We start from the raw sequence: 14,422 nt of genomic DNA, 5'->3' as shown, positions 1-14,422 counted from the left end.
CCCGTGGCTCCCGCACCCGGGCCAGTGCCCGGCCAGTGGGTCGCACTGGCGCGAGCGGGCGGGCCTCGGAGCCAGTCTTGCCGTACGGCACCGAGCCGCAACAGAAAAGAGAAGACGATGGACATGAAGCTCGAAGCAGTGGTCCTGCCGGTCACCGACGTCGACCGCGCGAAGCACTTCTACAAGGCACTCGGCTGGCGCGAAGACGCCGACTTCCCCCTCGGCAACGGCAACCGCGTCGTCCAGCTCACCCCGCCAGGCTCCCCGACCTCGATCCACCTCGGCGTCGGCATCACCACCGCCGAGCCCGGCTCCACCCAGAACCTCTACCTCGTCGTGTCCGACATCGAGAAGGCCACCGCCGAACTCACCGAGCACGGCGTCACGGTTTCCGACATCTACCACCGCGACGCCACCGGCGCCCCCGCACCGGGCCCCGACCCGCAGCGCACCAGCTACAACTCCTTCGCCAGTTTCTCCGACCCCGACGGCAACTCCTGGCTCCTGCAGGAGATCACCGAACGCCTCCCTGGCCGCTGACCATCCACAAAGGACGAAACCATGACCGTGGTCTACACCTCCACCGCCGATCTCGAACAAGCACTCCGCCGCGCGGCGGCCGCGCACGGCGAGCACGAAAAGGAACTCGGCCACTACGACGAGGCCTGGCCCGTCTGGTACGCCGAGCACATGGCCCGCGAACAAACCCCGCCACCCAGCGACCAGAGGTCGTGAGTGGTACCGCCGGTTCTAACCGGTCTAAACACTCACGACCCCGGCCTCGGCAGGGGCCTCCCTCACCAAGCTCGACTTTGCCTTTGGTCAGTCGATGTGCGTTGTGAACGCCTCGTTCGCTCCTTCAGCATCACCCGAAAGGTCGGACAAAAGCGACAATCGCGGGCATGTGAGGGCGAGTCGGCCGTCGCGAAACCCGAGTTTGGGCCATTGGGTTGCCCAAACTCGGGTTTCGCGTACCCGCGGCGCGGGCCACGTGACAAGGGGCGCCCTTGTGCACCCGAGCGCGGCATGGCCTCGAGGCGTTCACAACGCTCAAGGCGCCGCGAGGTGGGTGAGGACGGCTTGGAGGGCGGGGCTGGCGTCGGCGCTGAGCCGCCACGCGGCGCGGACCTCGCGTTTCGGCTGGCGGCGCAGTGGCAGGGCGATCAGGCCCTGGCCGAGCGGCGGACGGGCGAGGCGTGGGATCAGGGCGATCACGTCGCCGCCGCGGACGAGTGACAGCTGGGTGGCGAAGTCGTCGACGAGGTGGCGGACGTCGGGTTCGCCGGGGGCGTCCGCGAACAGCCTGCGGAACCACTGGTGGCAGACCGTGCCGGGTGGGCTCGTCACCCAGGACCAGCCGGACAGGTCGGCGCGGCCGAGTGGGCCGTCGAGCCGGGCGAGCGGGTGTTTCCGGCTCGCCACCACGTCGCCGATGTCGGTGTGCAGCCGGCGCTGGGTGAGCGAGGGCGGGAGCGGGGCGGGCAGGCCGTCGGCGTCGTGGACGAGTGCGAGGTCGGCGGTTCCGGACTCGACGCTGTGGAGCGCTTGATCGGGGTCCTGCTCGGTGATCGCCAGGCGCAGGTCCGGGTGCTGGTGCGCGAGCGCGGGCAAGAACGGGGCAACCAAGCCACGGATCGCGGTCGAGAAGGCGGCCACCCGGAGCACGCCTCGCGGTGCGCCGGACGAGACCGAGCGGGCGGCCTCGGCGCAGCGTTCGAGTGCCTGGAAGACCTCGGGGGCCGAGTCGGCGACCGACTGCCCGGCCGGGGTGAGGACCACGCCGCGGCCCGCCTGGGCGAGCAGGGGCACGCCGACCTCGCGTTCCAGTCGCTTGATCTGCTGGGACACCGCCGAGGCCGTGAAGCCGAGTTCCTCGGCGGCGCGCGCCAAGGTGCCCAGCGCCGCCACCGCTCGCAAAGACCTGAGCGCTCCGACATCGATCATTAAGCCAGGCTACGCAATATCGGTGAAAAAGCATCGCTGGACCGCAGGTATCGGGGCCGGACATGCTCGTGGCCATGACCGATCTGCTCTTCGGCACCAACCTCGTCGCCATGGTGACCCCGATGGAACCCGACGGCTCCCTAAGCCGCCCAGGCCTCAAAGCCCTCGTCGACCACCTGCTCGCCACCGGCTGCGACGGCATCGTCGTCGGCGGGACCACCGGCGAGTCGCCCACGCTGACCGACGCCGAATCGGCCGAACTCGTCCGCTCGGTCGCCGGGCTGGCCGCGGGCAAGGCCAAGGTGATCGCCGGCGTCGGCACCTACGACACCGCGAGCAGCGTCCGGCGTGCCCGCGAGGCCGAGGCGGCCGGTGCGGACGGCCTGCTGCTCGTCTGCCCGTACTACTCGCGCCCGACGCAGGCCGGGGTGATCGCGCACTGCCGTGCGGTCGCCGACGCGACGGAGTTGCCGGTGATGCTCTACGACGTCCCGGCCCGCGCGGGCATCGCGATGGAACCGGCGACGCTGCTCACGCTCGCCGAGCACCCGCGGATCCGGGCGGTCAAGGATGCCAAGGGCGATCTGTTCGAGGCCATGACCGTGCTGGCCCGCGCTCCGCTCGCCTACTACTGCGGCATCGACGAGCTGAACCTGCCCTACCTCGCGTCCGGCGCGACGGGACTGGTGAGCGTGGTCGGGAATGTCGTCGCCGACCGCAACGCCGCGCTGATCCGGGCGGTCCGCGACGGGGATCTCAAGGCGGCGCAGGTGATCCAGACCGAGCTGCTTCCGTTGGTGGACACCATCATGCGCACGTCCCAGGGTGCCATCATGGCCAAGGCCGTGCTGGCCGAGCGCGGCATCATCCCGCACGCGTCGGTCCGTCTTCCGCTGATCGAGGCTCAGGCGGAGTAGGACGCGATGGCCGTCGCGCAGAGCAGCGCGGCGGCCAGTCCCGCGGAGACCTGGAGTCCGGTCTCCATCCCGAATCCGGTCGCCGAGATGAGCACTCCGAAGACCGCGACGCCGAGCACGCCGCCCGCCTGCCTGCACGAGCTGAGCAAGCCGGACACCACGCCTGCCCGCTCGGCCGCGACCGAGTCGAGGAGCGCGGTCATCATCGGCGGTGAGGCGAGGCCACCGCCGATGCCGATCGGCACCATCGCCAGCAGGAGCAGCCAGGTCGGCCCGTGCACCCCGACCAGCAGCACGCCCACGAACCCCAGCGCTTCGAGCAGTTGCGCGCCCGCCATGGGCAGGCGGGGGCCGACCAGCCCGGTCAGCTTGCCGCCCAGGATGTTCGACGCCAGCACGACCGCCGTCAGCGGCAGGAACGACAGGCCGGTCATCAGCGGTGACCAGCCTCGCTCCTGCTGGAAGACGATCGAGAAGACGAACATGATCCCGTAGTAGGCGAAGTTCAGCGCGAACCCGGTCGACAGGCACGACACGAACACCCGCGACCGCAGCTCGCGCAGGTCCACCACGGGCGCGGCGCCGGTCGACTCGACACGCACGAACCACAGCGCGGCGAGCACCGACACGAGCAGCGGGACGAGCACCACCGGCGAGGTCAGGCCCATCGGCGCGATCTCGATCACGGCGAACGTGAACGCGGTGAGCGCGACCACCGCGGCGAGCTGCCCGCGCAGGTCGATCGGCGAGCGCCGCCGGGCGGACCGTCCCGCCCGCGAAAGCCCCAGTGTCGCCAGCAACGCGAACGGGACGTTGACGAAGAAGATCGCGCGCCAGCCGAACTGCGCGGTCAGGAAGCCGCCTGCCAGCGGACCGGCCGCGACCGCCGCGCCCCCGCCTGCCGCCCAGATCGCGATCGCCTTGGCGCGGGCGGCGGGATCCGCGACGGAGTGACGCAGCAGTGCGAGCGAGGCGGGCAGCACCGCGGCGGCCGCGGCGCCCTGCAGTACCCGCGCGACGATGAGTAAACCGGCGCCGGGCGCGAAGCCGCAGGCCGCCGAGGCGACCGTGAACGCCAGCAGCCCGTAACCGAACAGGCGGGCCGCGCCGATGCGGTCGGCCACCGAACCCGCCGTGAGCAGCAGCCCGGCGAACGCGAGCGTGTATCCGGCGACCACCCACTGCAGGCCGGACACGCCCGCGCCGAGCTGCCCGCCGATCACCGGCAGCGCCACGGTCACGATGGTCGCGTCCAGGTTGATCAGGAAGAAGCCGAGACAGGACGCCAGCACGACGATCCCGGTCCGGCGGGTATCCGTGACGACCGCGGTCATGGCGACCACCCCTCGATCTCGACCCGGTTGTCGTGGAAGACGGCGCCGCGGCCCAGATCGGCGTCCCGTTCGTCCACTGTGGAATTGACGGTCGAGCCGCCGGTCAGCTTCGGCCATTGCCCCTTGGTCGTCGCCGCGACGCCGGGGCGCACCGCGTCGGTGACCAAGATCCGCGCGGTGAACGAACCGCGGTCGTTGAACACCCGCGCCTGCTGACCGTCGGCGAGGCCACGCCGGGCGGCGTCCTCAGGGTGCACGGCGACACTCGGCGGGCCCGCGCGTCTGGCCAGCCCCGGCCGGTTCGCGAAGATCGTGTTCATGAAGTAGTGCGAAGCCGTCGAGACGAGAACGAGCGGAAACCGCCGCGCCAAGTCCTGGTCGGCCACTTCCCTCGCCGGGGTGTATCCGGCCACCTCGCCGTCGGAGACGAACTCCAAGCGGCCTGACGGTGTCGGAAACCCTTTCAGGAAGCGGATTTCGTCGGCCGGGAAGTTCAGCCGCACCCAGCCTTCGGCACGCAGCCGCTCCAGCGTGATGCCCGACAGCGAGGGATGCCCCGAGCCGAGCAGTTGCCTGGCGAGTTCTTCGTCGGAGTCGTAGAGGCTCGGCTCGGTCAGTCCCATCCGCCGGGCGAGCCGCCGGAACAGCTCGGTCGCGGGCAGGCACTCGCCTGCCGGTGCGACGGCGGGCTCATTCCAGCCGAGATAGAGATGGCCGTAGCCGGTGTGCACGTCCATGTGCTCGGTCTGCATGGTCGACGGCAGCACGATGTCCGCGTAGTCGGCGGTGTCGGTCGGGAACTGGTCGAACACCACGGTGAACAGGTCCTCGCGGGCCAGGCCACGCCGCACGGCGTTCTGGCCGGGCGCGCTCACCGCCGGGTTCGCGCCGTAGACGAACAGCGCCTTCACCGGTGGATCGGTGACGTCGAGCAGACCTTCGGCCAGCCGGGTCATCACCAGGCGGCGCGCCGGTTTCCGCCGCAGGTCGTCGCGCCGCAACGCCGCGAAGTCCCCGCCGAAGGAGCCGCCGGTCGAGTACGACAGTCCCCCGCCGAGGTGCTGCCAGTCCCCCGTCACGCCGGCCAGGCAGGCGAGCAAGCGCAGCGCTGCGCCGCCACCCGCGTGCCGCTGCATGCCCATGCCCGCGCGGATCGCCGTCGGCCGGGTGCGGGCCAAGCGCTCGCCCAGCGCGAGGATCTGCCACTCGGGCACACCCGTGATGGCCGCCGCCTTGGCAGGCGGGAACTTCAGGATCTGCTCGCGGAACTCGGCCCAGCCGAGTGTGTGTTCGGCGAGGTAGTCCCGATCCTCCATGCCGAGGCTGAGCACGACGTGGAGCAGGCCCAGCGCCAGCGCGCCGTCGGTGCCCGGGATCAGCGCGCAATGCTCGTCTGCCTGCTTGGCCGTCCGCGTCAGCACCGGGTCGATCGCGACGACATGCGCGTTCGACTCCTTGATGAAGCGCCACAGGTGATGCCCGGTCGAGAGCGTGTTCGCACCCCACAGCAGGATCAGTTTCGCGTGCGCGAACGACTCGGGGTCGATGCCCTGTTTCGCGCCGGTCGCGAGCCGCACACCGCCGGTGCCCGCGACCGAGCAGATCGACATCACGTGCTCGGACGCGCCGAGCACGTTCCACAGCCGGGCACCCGCCGGGCCGCGCATGCCTTGCAGATGCCCGAGATTCCCGGTGCCCCAGTACGGCCAGATCGCCTCGCCGCCCCAGGTCGCGCGGATGTCCCCGAGCCGCTCGGCGATCTCGCCCAGCGCCTCGTCCCAGGTGATCCGCTCGAACGAGCCCGCGCCTTTGGGGCCGGTCCGGCGCAGCGGGTACAGCAGGCGATCCGGCGCACGGGTGTGCTCGAGGTATTGGTTCACCTTGACGCACAAGGTGCCTTGGGTGAACGGGTGATCGCGGCGTCCCCGCAGCTTCGTGGCGACGCCGTCTTCGACCGTCACCGTCCAGCTGCAGCCGTCCGGGCAGTCCAGCGGACACGCGCCCGCCACCACTCGCGGCTCAGGTTTCATTGCCGCGTAACCGTTTTCGCACGAGATCGAGTTCCTCTGCGAAGTCGATGACCGCCGCCGGTTCCATCGTCAGGGGAAGCTTCACGTACGGCTCGGCGGCTTCGAGCACATGATCGGAGTACACCGCGTGGCCAGCACGATCGACGGCCACGCCGTCCCGCGCGCCCCACGCCGTCTGCCACGCGACGGCGTCCGCCTCGCTCACGCCCTGCGGCAGGTCCAGCGCGATCCGCCCCTGCTCCAGCACGACCGGATAGCCTCCGGGCAGTCCCAGCGGGCCGGGCACATGTGTCCTGATCGGACCTTCGCCGAGCAGGTCCCGGATGAGCAGCGCCGCGGTGAGCCCGGTCAGATCGTTGAGCATCGGCCGTTCGCAGGCACGCAAAGCAGCGAGCCGCTCCCCCACATCGGTGACTTCCTCCGCGCCGACCCAGACGCGGGCTTCGTCGCGCTCGGGCGTCGACAGGTGATAGTGGTGCGCCAGCATCCTGATGTCGCTGCCGACGGACGCCGCCAAGGTGGCGATATTGCCCGCGCCGCAATGGATCGGCAGGCCGAGCGCGGCCAGCACCGGGTTGACCGCGTCGGGAAAGGCCGCGTTCACGAACAACGCGTCGCCCGCGGCACGGGACATCCGCGCGGCGAACTCGGCGTGGAACGGCAACGCCAGCGCGATACCGCAGGCGCGAACCAGATCCGTCCACGCGGACGGGCGGTTCCTGGCCTCCGCCGACGAATGTGTCGACGAGCAGTTGAGCACCACCTCGGCCGCGGGCACCCCCGAGTCCAGCCGGTGCGCCGTGAACCGGGCCTGCCCGCCGAGCGACCGGGACCGGCAGGTCGCCAGGTGCGCCATGGTCGACAGCGGACCGGACGACCGCGCGACCAGGTGTACGTCGACCGGCTCGGTGAGGACGTCCGCCAGCGCGTACACGACCGCGCGCGCCAGCGACCCGCTCCCGATGACGGCCACGGTCCTCGGCACCGACCTCACCCGGCTTCGGCGGCGTGCCGCACCACTTGGTAGAAGTCCTCGACACCGTCGATCCGCACGCTGTCGGCCGGGCTCAGCACGCGGTAGTCGTCCTCGCCGTAGCTGCCCGAGGCGTGCACGAGGATCTCGCGGTCGGCGATCACGCCGCGCTCGATCCCGTTGAGCACGCCGGTCAGCGCCATGACCAGGCTCCACTCCCGCAGCCTGCGCGGATCGGCGGGCAGCGAGACGGAGGTCGCGAGCATGTCCCGGATTTCGTTGTACCGCTGCAGGCATTCGTAGAGCGAGACGACGATCCCGCCGCCGCCGTTCTCCCTGATCACCTTGTTGATCCGCGGCGAGGTGACCGGGGTCCGCGAGTAGAACGTCGCGTCGAGATGCTCCTCGGGGTCGAACGTGACCGCGGGGAAATGCGGGTCCTCGTCCTGCCGGTACAGCCCGTCGGCGCCGCGGTGGTACTTCGGCACCAGGTCCATGTCGAACGAGTCGTGGTACAGCCCGAGCACCATGTCCGGTGTGCCGAGGTGCTGGACCAGCAGCAGCTGCAGCGCGGGCAGGCCGACGCCCGCCTTGGCCAGCTCGCGGTGCCCGAACTGCAGCCCCAGCAGGCCGAGGGCGCTGGACACGGCGTGCGCGTGCGTCCGGCCGCGGCCGGTCACCGGCATCAGGTCGTGCTCGGCGAGCGCCCTGACCATGTCCGCGACCATGTAGTTGCGCAGTTCGAGGGTGTGCCAGAGCCGGATCCCGTACCGCTGGTGGAACTCGTCGGTGTGCCGGGACATGAACTCGGCGATCATCAGCTTGACGTGCACCGGGACCTCGCACGGCAGCACGGCCATCGGATTGAGCTCCCGCAGCCGCGGATCGTCGCTGAGCCCGGACGACCACAGCTTGTGCCGCGAAGCCTCGGGCACGGCGGTCGCGATCTGCAGCTCGGTGTCCGACACGAGCCCCACCGAGACCGCGCGCTCGACGGCGTTGCGCAGCGCGGTCGCCTTGTTGCCGGACGACGGGCTGATGATGAACACGCGTTCGCCGGTGGTGCGGATGTGGTTGACCGCGCGGGCGACGTTGATCATCGAGCCGAAGGTCTTCGTGGTCCGCGTGCCGGGGTTGCTCATCAGGTTGAGCAAATGCAGCGAACAGCTGCCCTGGTCGCCGAGTTCGGTGATCCCGATCCCTGACGGCTGAAGGAACTTCTCCATCGTCGAGTCGAGCACCGGCAGGTCGAACGCGGGCAGGAAGTTCTCCGAAGGCTCGAACTCCGGCGACCGCTGGTAGTCGTTCATGGCGCGCTTGAGCACGTCGTAGTAGTGCGCCAGCGCGTTGTCCAGGTGGGTCACGGAAGCCTCCGGTTGTCGAGCGCGGCCCAGAAACCGTCCAGCCAGGCCACGATCTCGCGCATGACGACGTCGTTGTTGTTCGGCCGCAGCGCCGAGAACTGGTACGTGCCACGCGCGGCGGCGGCAGGCCCGAGCACGGTGATCGAGTCGTGGCCGACCAGCCGCGACCGCTCGTCGAGATCGAGGAAACCGGGCACGAAATCGGCCTGGCCCGGCGTGGTGTTGCGCCAGAGGCTGACGACGTCGCGGCCGAGGAGGTTGCGGTAGAGCGGCCGGATGTCCCGTGCCGGGTCGAAGGCGTGCACGCGGGCGTCGAGCAGCACGTCGAGTTCGGCGCTGAGGCCGGTCACCGGCCCGTGCAGGACGAATTTCCGGTCCGAGAGCAGTATCTTCGCGCCCGGTCCCGCCGACATGTCCAGCACGCCGTGCTCGGCCAGCGCGAGTATCTTCGCCATGACCTCCGGCGCGGCGCCACCGGAGAGCTTGTTCTGACACCGCCGGTGATATTCGAGGAACTGCCGGTGCGAATCGGCCGTCAGCCCGCCGCCGTCGACCGCGTAGCCGAGCACGCCGCGCAGGTCGCGCCAGACACCGTCCACACTGGCCTTGAACGCGTTGTCGACGTTGCCCTGCGCCGCCCAGTCCAGGTCCCGCCTGAGGAAGTCCGAATAGGACGAACGGAACTCGGACCGGTTCATCCCGCCGGAAGTGTCGATCGGCGACAGGATTCTTCCCCAGTCGAACCGCTTGAGCATCGGCTCGGGAACCAGCTGCTTCGGCAGCGCTTTGACGACCGCGTCGACACCCGGCAGCAGTCGCTCGATCCCGCCGGGTTCGAGCGGCAGCGTGAGGAACCGCTCGTAGTCCTCGTGCACGCTCTCGACGATCATGTCGCCTGCCACCGGCCCGTACAGCGTGCGGTAGTGCACGTACGCCATCTCGAGCAGGATCAGCGGCATCACGTGCGCGTCGAAGTCCAGGCGCGGCCGGTCGTCGCCGACGTCCGTGCCGGACGACTTCCGGATCCGGTCGATCGCCACCTTGGTCAGGAAGCGCCCTTGGTTCGGCCGGTCCTTGCGGTTGATCGGCCTGGTGTAGGGGAAAACGCCGCTCGGGCTGAACGCGAGGATCATCGCGGGCTCGGCGCCGCCCGCCTGATAGCGCAGCCGGTCGCCGTCGGGGATGAACCGGCCGCCGCGGCCCTCGGTCAGATAGAGGATCTGGTCGATCGCCGTCAGCCCGAGCCCGGCGCAGCCGACCGTGGTGCCCGGCCGGGGATCCTCCACGGAAAGGGCTTCCTGCAACGGATACGCGCTCGGCACGTACACCGCGCCGGTCCGCTCGGCGAAGGCCAGGTACTCACCCGGCCCGATCTCGTCGGAGTAGTCGTTGCTGGAATGCCCGGTGATCAGCAGCACCTGATCGGCCACGCAGTGCGTGGCGTCGGCCGACACGACCTCCCAGCGGCCGTCCGCCGGGACGAGGTCGATGACCTGCTCGGCGTGCAGCGTGACGCTGACGCCTTTCCGGCGGAGTTCGTCGGCGTAGGCGTCGAACATCTCGCGCAGCGCCTGGCCGTGCTGATACCGCTTCGGCGCGTCGGCCGGTTCCAGGTCGAACGTCTCGTCGCCGGTGATGGCGAACCGCTCCCTGCACCACTCGTAGAGCGTCGGGCGATCGTCGAGGTCGCGGATCGGCTCCGCGTCGGTCACCGACGGGTCGGCCGCGAAGCCGACCTGGTGCGCGGCCCGGTTGAGGTAGCTGGTGAACGGCTGGTCCGCGCTGTGCACCTGCCCGGCGCCGAAGTCACCGCCGTCGTCGTACACGTGGACCGCGAGCTTGCGGCCGCCGAGCCGGTCGACGGTCGCCGACAGGCGTTCCAGCGCGTAGGTCGACCTCGGGCCGCCACCCACGATGGCCAGGCAGAACTCGCCCGCCGTCATGACCGTGCCGCTTCGGCGAACCGCGCGGCGACCTCGGGCGGGGTGAGCGCCGGGCGGCCGAGTTTCGGGTCGGAGCCTGGCCGGATGCGCACCCGGATGAAGTGCGGGCCCGGTGTCGCCTGCGCCCGCCGCACGGCCGCGCCCAGCTCGGCCATGCCGCTGACGTCGGCCTGGCTCCGATAGCCGCACGCGGCGGCGACGCCGGCGAAGTCCACCCCGGCCGAATGCGTGCGCTGGCCGCCGGTCGATTCGTAGGCCTCGTTGTCCAGCACGACATGCGTGAACCGCGGCGCCGTGGCGCGGCCGATGGTCGCCAGCGCCTCCATCCGCATGAGCACTGCGCCATCGCCGTCTATCACCGTCACGAAGCGGTCCGGCGCGTTCAGGGCGACGCCGAGCGCGACGCTCGCGGCGCAGCCCATCGAGCCGACCACGTACAGGTTGCCGTCGCGGTCCCAGTCCCGTTCCAGCTCACGGGCGGTCTTCCCGGTGGTCGCGACCAGCAGCGTGGCGGGATCGGAGGCCTCGACGGTCGCGGCGATCGCCTCGGCGCGCAACGCGAGCCCCTCGGCGGGGCCCGGCTCGGCCGCGAGCGGCGCCAGCGTCCCCTTCGGCACGATGAACGCGAACGGCTTCCCGGTCTCGTCCATGTGCTCGACCGCGGTGGCCAGCGCCCCGGGCAGGTCGGCGAGGTTCGCGGGAAACAGCTCGGACCGGATCTCCATGGCCGCCAGCAGGTCCGGGGTGATCCGGCCCATCAGCTCGTGCTGCGGCTCGTCCGGCTGCCCCGGCCTGCCACGCCAGGTGATCAGCAGCAGCACCGGAATCCGCAACGTGTGGCACAGCGAGGTGAGCGGGTTGACCCCGTTGCCCAGCCCCGAATTCTGCAAGATCACCACCGGCAGCCGACCGGCCAGCCGGGCGCCGGCGGCCAGTGCGACGGCCTCGCCCTCGTTGCCCGCGGCCTGGTACAGACCAGGGTGCTGGTCCTGCAGCACCTGGATCAGCGGCCCGAGGAACGAGCAGGGAACGCCATAGAACGGCCCGAATCCGGCGCCGAGCAACGTGTCCGCGACAGCGGCCGCGGCCAGCGGCTCGGCGGGTGCGCGCAGCGTCGCCGAGGTCATCAGGCCACCCCCTCGATGGGTTTCCGCTCCGAGACGAACCGGCGCTCGGCTTCGACGAACTGCCGCATGCCCTGCAGGTCGAAAACGGTGCTGAGCGGCGAAATCTCGTCCTCGATCGCGGTCGTGCGGCCGTCGCGGAGAATGGTGTCGAACGCCGAGGTGATCGCGGTGATCGCCGCGCGCAGCCCGTGGTTGGCGTAGATGACCAGCTTGGCGCCCGCGTCGGACAGCTCGTCCGCGGTGACCGTGTGATAGGTCGTCGGCACCACCGCGACCGGGATCGGCCGCCGCCACCGCTCGAGGAACTCCAGCACCGGCCGCGGCGACTTCCCCTTGTCGTGGATGAGCACCATGTCGGCGCCCGCCTCCGCGTAGGCCTCACCGCGGCGCAGCGCCTCGTCCAGGTCCCAGCCCGCGACCAGCGCCTCCAGCCGGGCGATCACGACCAGGTCCGGGCGGGACTGCGCGCTCTTCGCGGCGGCGATCTTGTTGCAGAACTCCTCGGCGGGGAGCAGCGTCTGCCTGCCGGGCACGAAGCTGTTGACCTTGGGGAAGCACTTGTCCTCGATGCAGACGGCCGCGACGCCGGCCGCCTCGTACCGGCGGACCAGGTGCATCACGTTGCTGGCGTTGCCGTAGCCAGCGTCGCAGTCGGCGATCACCGGCACCGAGATGGCGGCCGCCATCGACTGCGCGACGGCGAGCAGCTCGGTCATGGTGAGGATGTCGGCGTCCGGCAGCCCCTGCGACGCCGAGATCTCCAGCCCGCTGGACCACACCGCGTCGAAACCGGCGCGTTCGGCGAGCCGGGCGCCCAGCGGGTTGTGCGCGCCGGCGGCCCGCACCGGCCCCGGCCGGTCGAGCAGCTCGCGCAACGCGTTCGAGGCCGAAACCACCGGAGAGAAAGCGTTCATCGCGCAGATTCCTTCCACAGAGCCGTGAAGAAAGATCCTCCTGTGACCGGGTGCGGGCAGCCAGTCACCGTTTCCGGATCTTGGGTGTGCGTTTCGCATACGCCGTTCGCGTTCTGCGGCCCCGGCTCACTCCGGTTACGGTCGGATCATGCGAGTACTGGTGGCCGGCGCGTCGGGTTTCGTCGGCGGCAGGCTCTGTCCCGCGCTCGAAGAGGCCGGGCACGAAGTCCTCGCCATGACCCGGAACCCGTCCCGGTACGAGGGTGTGGGCCAGGCCGTCCACGGCGACGTCTCGGACCCGGCGTCCCTGCGCGCGGCCTTCAAGGGCGCCGACGCGGCCTACTACCTGGTCCATTCACTCGACAGCGACGACTTCCAGCGCCGCGACGCCGACGCGGCCCGCGCTTTCGCGGGGGCGGCCGCTGACGCGGGCGTCGACCAGATCATCTACCTCGGCGGTCTCGGCGACGACGCCGACGAACTGTCCGACCACCTCGCCAGCCGCCGCGAGGTCGAGCGGCTGCTCGCTTCGACCGGAGTGCCGGTCACGGTGCTCCGCGCGGGCATCGTCATCGGGCACGGCGGCATCTCGTGGGAGCTGACCAGGCAGCTGGTCGAGCATCTGCCCGCGATGGTCACCCCGCGCTGGGTCGCCACCCGCACCCAGCCGATCGCGGTCACCGACGTCATCCGGTATCTGGTCGGCGTACTCGGCCATCCTGAGGCCACCGGCCGCACCTTCGACATCGGCGGCCCCGAGGTACTCGCCTACCGCGACATGCTCCAGCGCGTCGCCGAAATCGAAGGCAGACACCTGCTGATCGTCGGCGTGCCCCTGCTGTCCCCCAGGCTATCGTCCTATTGGCTCGCGCTGGTCACCGACATCGACACGAGCACGGGCCGGGCGCTCGTCGACTCGATGACCAACGAGGTCGTCGTCCGCGACACCAGCATCCGTTCGATCGTCGAGTTCGACCCGATGGGCTACGACGACGCCGTCCGCCAAGCGCTCGCCGAACGGTCCGCATGAAACGCGGCTTCCTGGCGGGCATCACGGTGTCCGGCGCGCTCTTGCTCGGCAAATCCCTGTCGAGCAAACCGGATTCGCGCGAGTTCTACGTCTTGACCGGAGCTGTCGCGACCACCTGGCTGGCAGGCGCTTCCGCCGCGGGGCCCGTCCATCGCGGAGACCGTGCGGTCTTGGCTCCCGCGATGACCGGCGCCGGTGCGTTCGCGGTGTTCTACGCGGGTGCTTTGGTCGCCCGCCGCATCCCGCCGCTGCGGCGCGCGATCGCGGGCGTGCTCGACTACGCCCACCGCGGGTCGACACCCTCGGTCGTGGTGACGACGTTGGCCAACGGCGCGGCCGAGGAAGTCTTCTTCCGCGGGGCGGTGTACTCGGCGGCGGGCGCCCACCCGGTCCGCACGTCGACCGCGATCTATGTGCTCACCACGGCCGCGACCCGCAACCCGGCGCTGGTGCTCGCCTCGGCGGTGATGGGAACGCTGTTCGGTGTCCAGCGCCGTCGGTCGGGCGGGGTCCAGGCTCCGCTGGTCACGCACGTGGTGTGGTCGGCGCTCATGCTCACCTTCATGCCCCGCCTCTTCAAGGACCCCTGACCGTCACTGGGGTCGTGAGTGGTAACGCCGGTTCTATTGGGCGGAAAGTCATACATGGCGTGGTCGACGCTTCGACGATGTGGCGTTGGGGCCATCTGACGGCTCAAACGCCACATCGTCAGCCCGCTTCCCGCCCGGCGAAGGGCCGTTGTGCGGGGTTTTCGGCCGCTCAGTGGCCGAAAACCCCGCACAACCCACCGGCACACATGGACTGACCACGTGAACGACCTGCTCAGCCCAAGAATGTGACTAAACA

Annotated in this window: 13 protein-coding genes; 5 read left to right on the top strand and 8 right to left on the bottom strand. The window is 70.4% G+C overall.

Annotation, left to right across the window (positions count from 1 at the left end; translation table 11 throughout):
* Positions 1–117 precede the first annotated feature (117 nt).
* Together AB5J62_RS18970 and AB5J62_RS18965 are read left to right on the top strand one after the other, a co-directional pair.
* A complete protein-coding gene (locus tag AB5J62_RS18970) occupies positions 118–540 on the top strand; it encodes a VOC family protein (RefSeq protein ID WP_370949554.1) in 423 nt (140 codons plus the stop codon).
* A 21-nt stretch (positions 541–561) separates the two neighbouring features.
* On the top strand, positions 562–735 hold the full coding sequence (locus AB5J62_RS18965) for a hypothetical protein (protein WP_370949553.1): 174 nt from the start codon (positions 562–564) through the stop codon (positions 733–735).
* A gap of 315 nt (positions 736–1,050) precedes the next feature.
* On the opposite strand, the gene AB5J62_RS18960 is transcribed toward AB5J62_RS18965, so the two are convergent.
* Positions 1,051–1,944, bottom strand: coding sequence for a LysR substrate-binding domain-containing protein (locus tag AB5J62_RS18960; RefSeq protein ID WP_370949552.1), 894 nt, complete (start codon positions 1,942–1,944; stop codon positions 1,051–1,053).
* 74 nt (positions 1,945–2,018) lie between these two features.
* On the opposite strand from AB5J62_RS18960, the gene dapA reads away from it, so the two are divergent.
* Positions 2,019–2,861: a 4-hydroxy-tetrahydrodipicolinate synthase gene (gene dapA, locus AB5J62_RS18955; RefSeq protein ID WP_370949551.1), complete on the top strand. Its 843-nt coding sequence runs from the start codon at positions 2,019–2,021 to the stop codon at positions 2,859–2,861.
* On the opposite strand, the gene AB5J62_RS18950 is transcribed toward dapA, so the two are convergent.
* The 7 genes from AB5J62_RS18950 to AB5J62_RS18920 are packed head-to-tail and all read right to left on the bottom strand — an operon-like array spanning position 2,849 to position 12,546.
* Positions 2,849–4,195, bottom strand: coding sequence for an MFS transporter (locus tag AB5J62_RS18950; protein ID WP_370949550.1), 1,347 nt, complete (start codon positions 4,193–4,195; stop codon positions 2,849–2,851). The genes dapA and AB5J62_RS18950 overlap by 13 nt on opposite strands.
* Positions 4,192–6,225, bottom strand: a complete 2,034-nt coding sequence (locus tag AB5J62_RS18945; RefSeq protein ID WP_370949549.1) for a molybdopterin-dependent oxidoreductase — start codon at positions 6,223–6,225, stop codon at positions 4,192–4,194. The genes AB5J62_RS18950 and AB5J62_RS18945 overlap by 4 nt, the downstream gene beginning before the upstream one ends.
* Entirely contained in the window at positions 6,215–7,210 is a 996-nt protein-coding gene (locus AB5J62_RS18940) for a hypothetical protein (protein ID WP_370949548.1), read from the bottom strand. The genes AB5J62_RS18945 and AB5J62_RS18940 overlap by 11 nt, the downstream gene beginning before the upstream one ends.
* 5 nt (positions 7,211–7,215) lie before the next feature.
* On the bottom strand, positions 7,216–8,562 hold the full coding sequence (locus AB5J62_RS18935; RefSeq protein WP_370949547.1) for a DUF6002 family protein: 1,347 nt from the start codon (positions 8,560–8,562) through the stop codon (positions 7,216–7,218).
* The gene (locus AB5J62_RS18930) at positions 8,559–10,505 is read right to left on the bottom strand and encodes an FAD/NAD(P)-binding protein (RefSeq protein ID WP_370949546.1); all 1,947 of its coding nucleotides are present in this window, start codon (positions 10,503–10,505) and stop codon (positions 8,559–8,561) included. Before AB5J62_RS18930 ends, AB5J62_RS18935 begins: the two co-directional genes overlap by 4 nt.
* Positions 10,502–11,632 (bottom strand): phosphonopyruvate decarboxylase, encoded by a 1,131-nt coding sequence (gene aepY, locus AB5J62_RS18925; protein ID WP_370949545.1) that lies wholly within the window; start codon positions 11,630–11,632, stop codon positions 10,502–10,504. The genes AB5J62_RS18930 and aepY overlap by 4 nt, the downstream gene beginning before the upstream one ends.
* Positions 11,632–12,546 (bottom strand): isocitrate lyase/phosphoenolpyruvate mutase family protein, encoded by a 915-nt coding sequence (locus AB5J62_RS18920; RefSeq protein ID WP_370949544.1) that lies wholly within the window; start codon positions 12,544–12,546, stop codon positions 11,632–11,634. Before AB5J62_RS18920 ends, aepY begins: the two co-directional genes overlap by 1 nt.
* A 148-nt stretch (positions 12,547–12,694) precedes the next feature.
* Here AB5J62_RS18920 and AB5J62_RS18915 point away from each other — a divergent pair, with 148 nt between their 5' ends.
* A complete protein-coding gene (locus AB5J62_RS18915) occupies positions 12,695–13,576 on the top strand; it encodes an NAD(P)H-binding protein (RefSeq protein ID WP_370949543.1) in 882 nt (293 codons plus the stop codon).
* The gene (locus AB5J62_RS18910; protein WP_370949542.1) at positions 13,573–14,166 is read left to right on the top strand and encodes a type II CAAX prenyl endopeptidase Rce1 family protein; all 594 of its coding nucleotides are present in this window, start codon (positions 13,573–13,575) and stop codon (positions 14,164–14,166) included. Before AB5J62_RS18915 ends, AB5J62_RS18910 begins: the two co-directional genes overlap by 4 nt.
* Positions 14,167–14,422: the final 256 nt, after the last annotated feature.

The sequence above is a fragment of the Amycolatopsis sp. cg5 genome (assembly GCF_041346955.1).
In the GTDB taxonomy this organism is placed as follows: domain Bacteria; phylum Actinomycetota; class Actinomycetes; order Mycobacteriales; family Pseudonocardiaceae; genus Amycolatopsis.
The sequence above is the reverse complement of the archived record's forward strand: the minus strand, read 5'-3'. Positions and strand labels throughout refer to the sequence as shown.

Bases quoted from the DNA above. Each gene is read 5' to 3' on its own strand.
- AB5J62_RS18950 (WP_370949550.1), bottom strand. From the start codon at position 4,195: ATGACCGCGGTCGTCACGGATACCCGCCGGACCGGGATCGTCGTGCTG.
- AB5J62_RS18970 (WP_370949554.1), top strand. From the start codon at position 118: ATGGACATGAAGCTCGAAGCAGTGGTCCTGCCGGTCACCGACGTCGAC.
- AB5J62_RS18965 (WP_370949553.1), top strand. From the start codon at position 562: ATGACCGTGGTCTACACCTCCACCGCCGATCTCGAACAAGCACTCCGC.
- AB5J62_RS18910 (WP_370949542.1), top strand. From the start codon at position 13,573: ATGAAACGCGGCTTCCTGGCGGGCATCACGGTGTCCGGCGCGCTCTTG.
- AB5J62_RS18930 (WP_370949546.1), bottom strand. From the start codon at position 10,505: ATGACGGCGGGCGAGTTCTGCCTGGCCATCGTGGGTGGCGGCCCGAGG.
- aepY (WP_370949545.1), bottom strand. From the start codon at position 11,632: ATGACCTCGGCGACGCTGCGCGCACCCGCCGAGCCGCTGGCCGCGGCC.
- dapA (WP_370949551.1), top strand. From the start codon at position 2,019: ATGACCGATCTGCTCTTCGGCACCAACCTCGTCGCCATGGTGACCCCG.
- AB5J62_RS18945 (WP_370949549.1), bottom strand. From the start codon at position 6,225: ATGAAACCTGAGCCGCGAGTGGTGGCGGGCGCGTGTCCGCTGGACTGC.
- AB5J62_RS18960 (WP_370949552.1), bottom strand. From the start codon at position 1,944: ATGATCGATGTCGGAGCGCTCAGGTCTTTGCGAGCGGTGGCGGCGCTG.
- AB5J62_RS18915 (WP_370949543.1), top strand. From the start codon at position 12,695: ATGCGAGTACTGGTGGCCGGCGCGTCGGGTTTCGTCGGCGGCAGGCTC.
- AB5J62_RS18920 (WP_370949544.1), bottom strand. From the start codon at position 12,546: ATGAACGCTTTCTCTCCGGTGGTTTCGGCCTCGAACGCGTTGCGCGAG.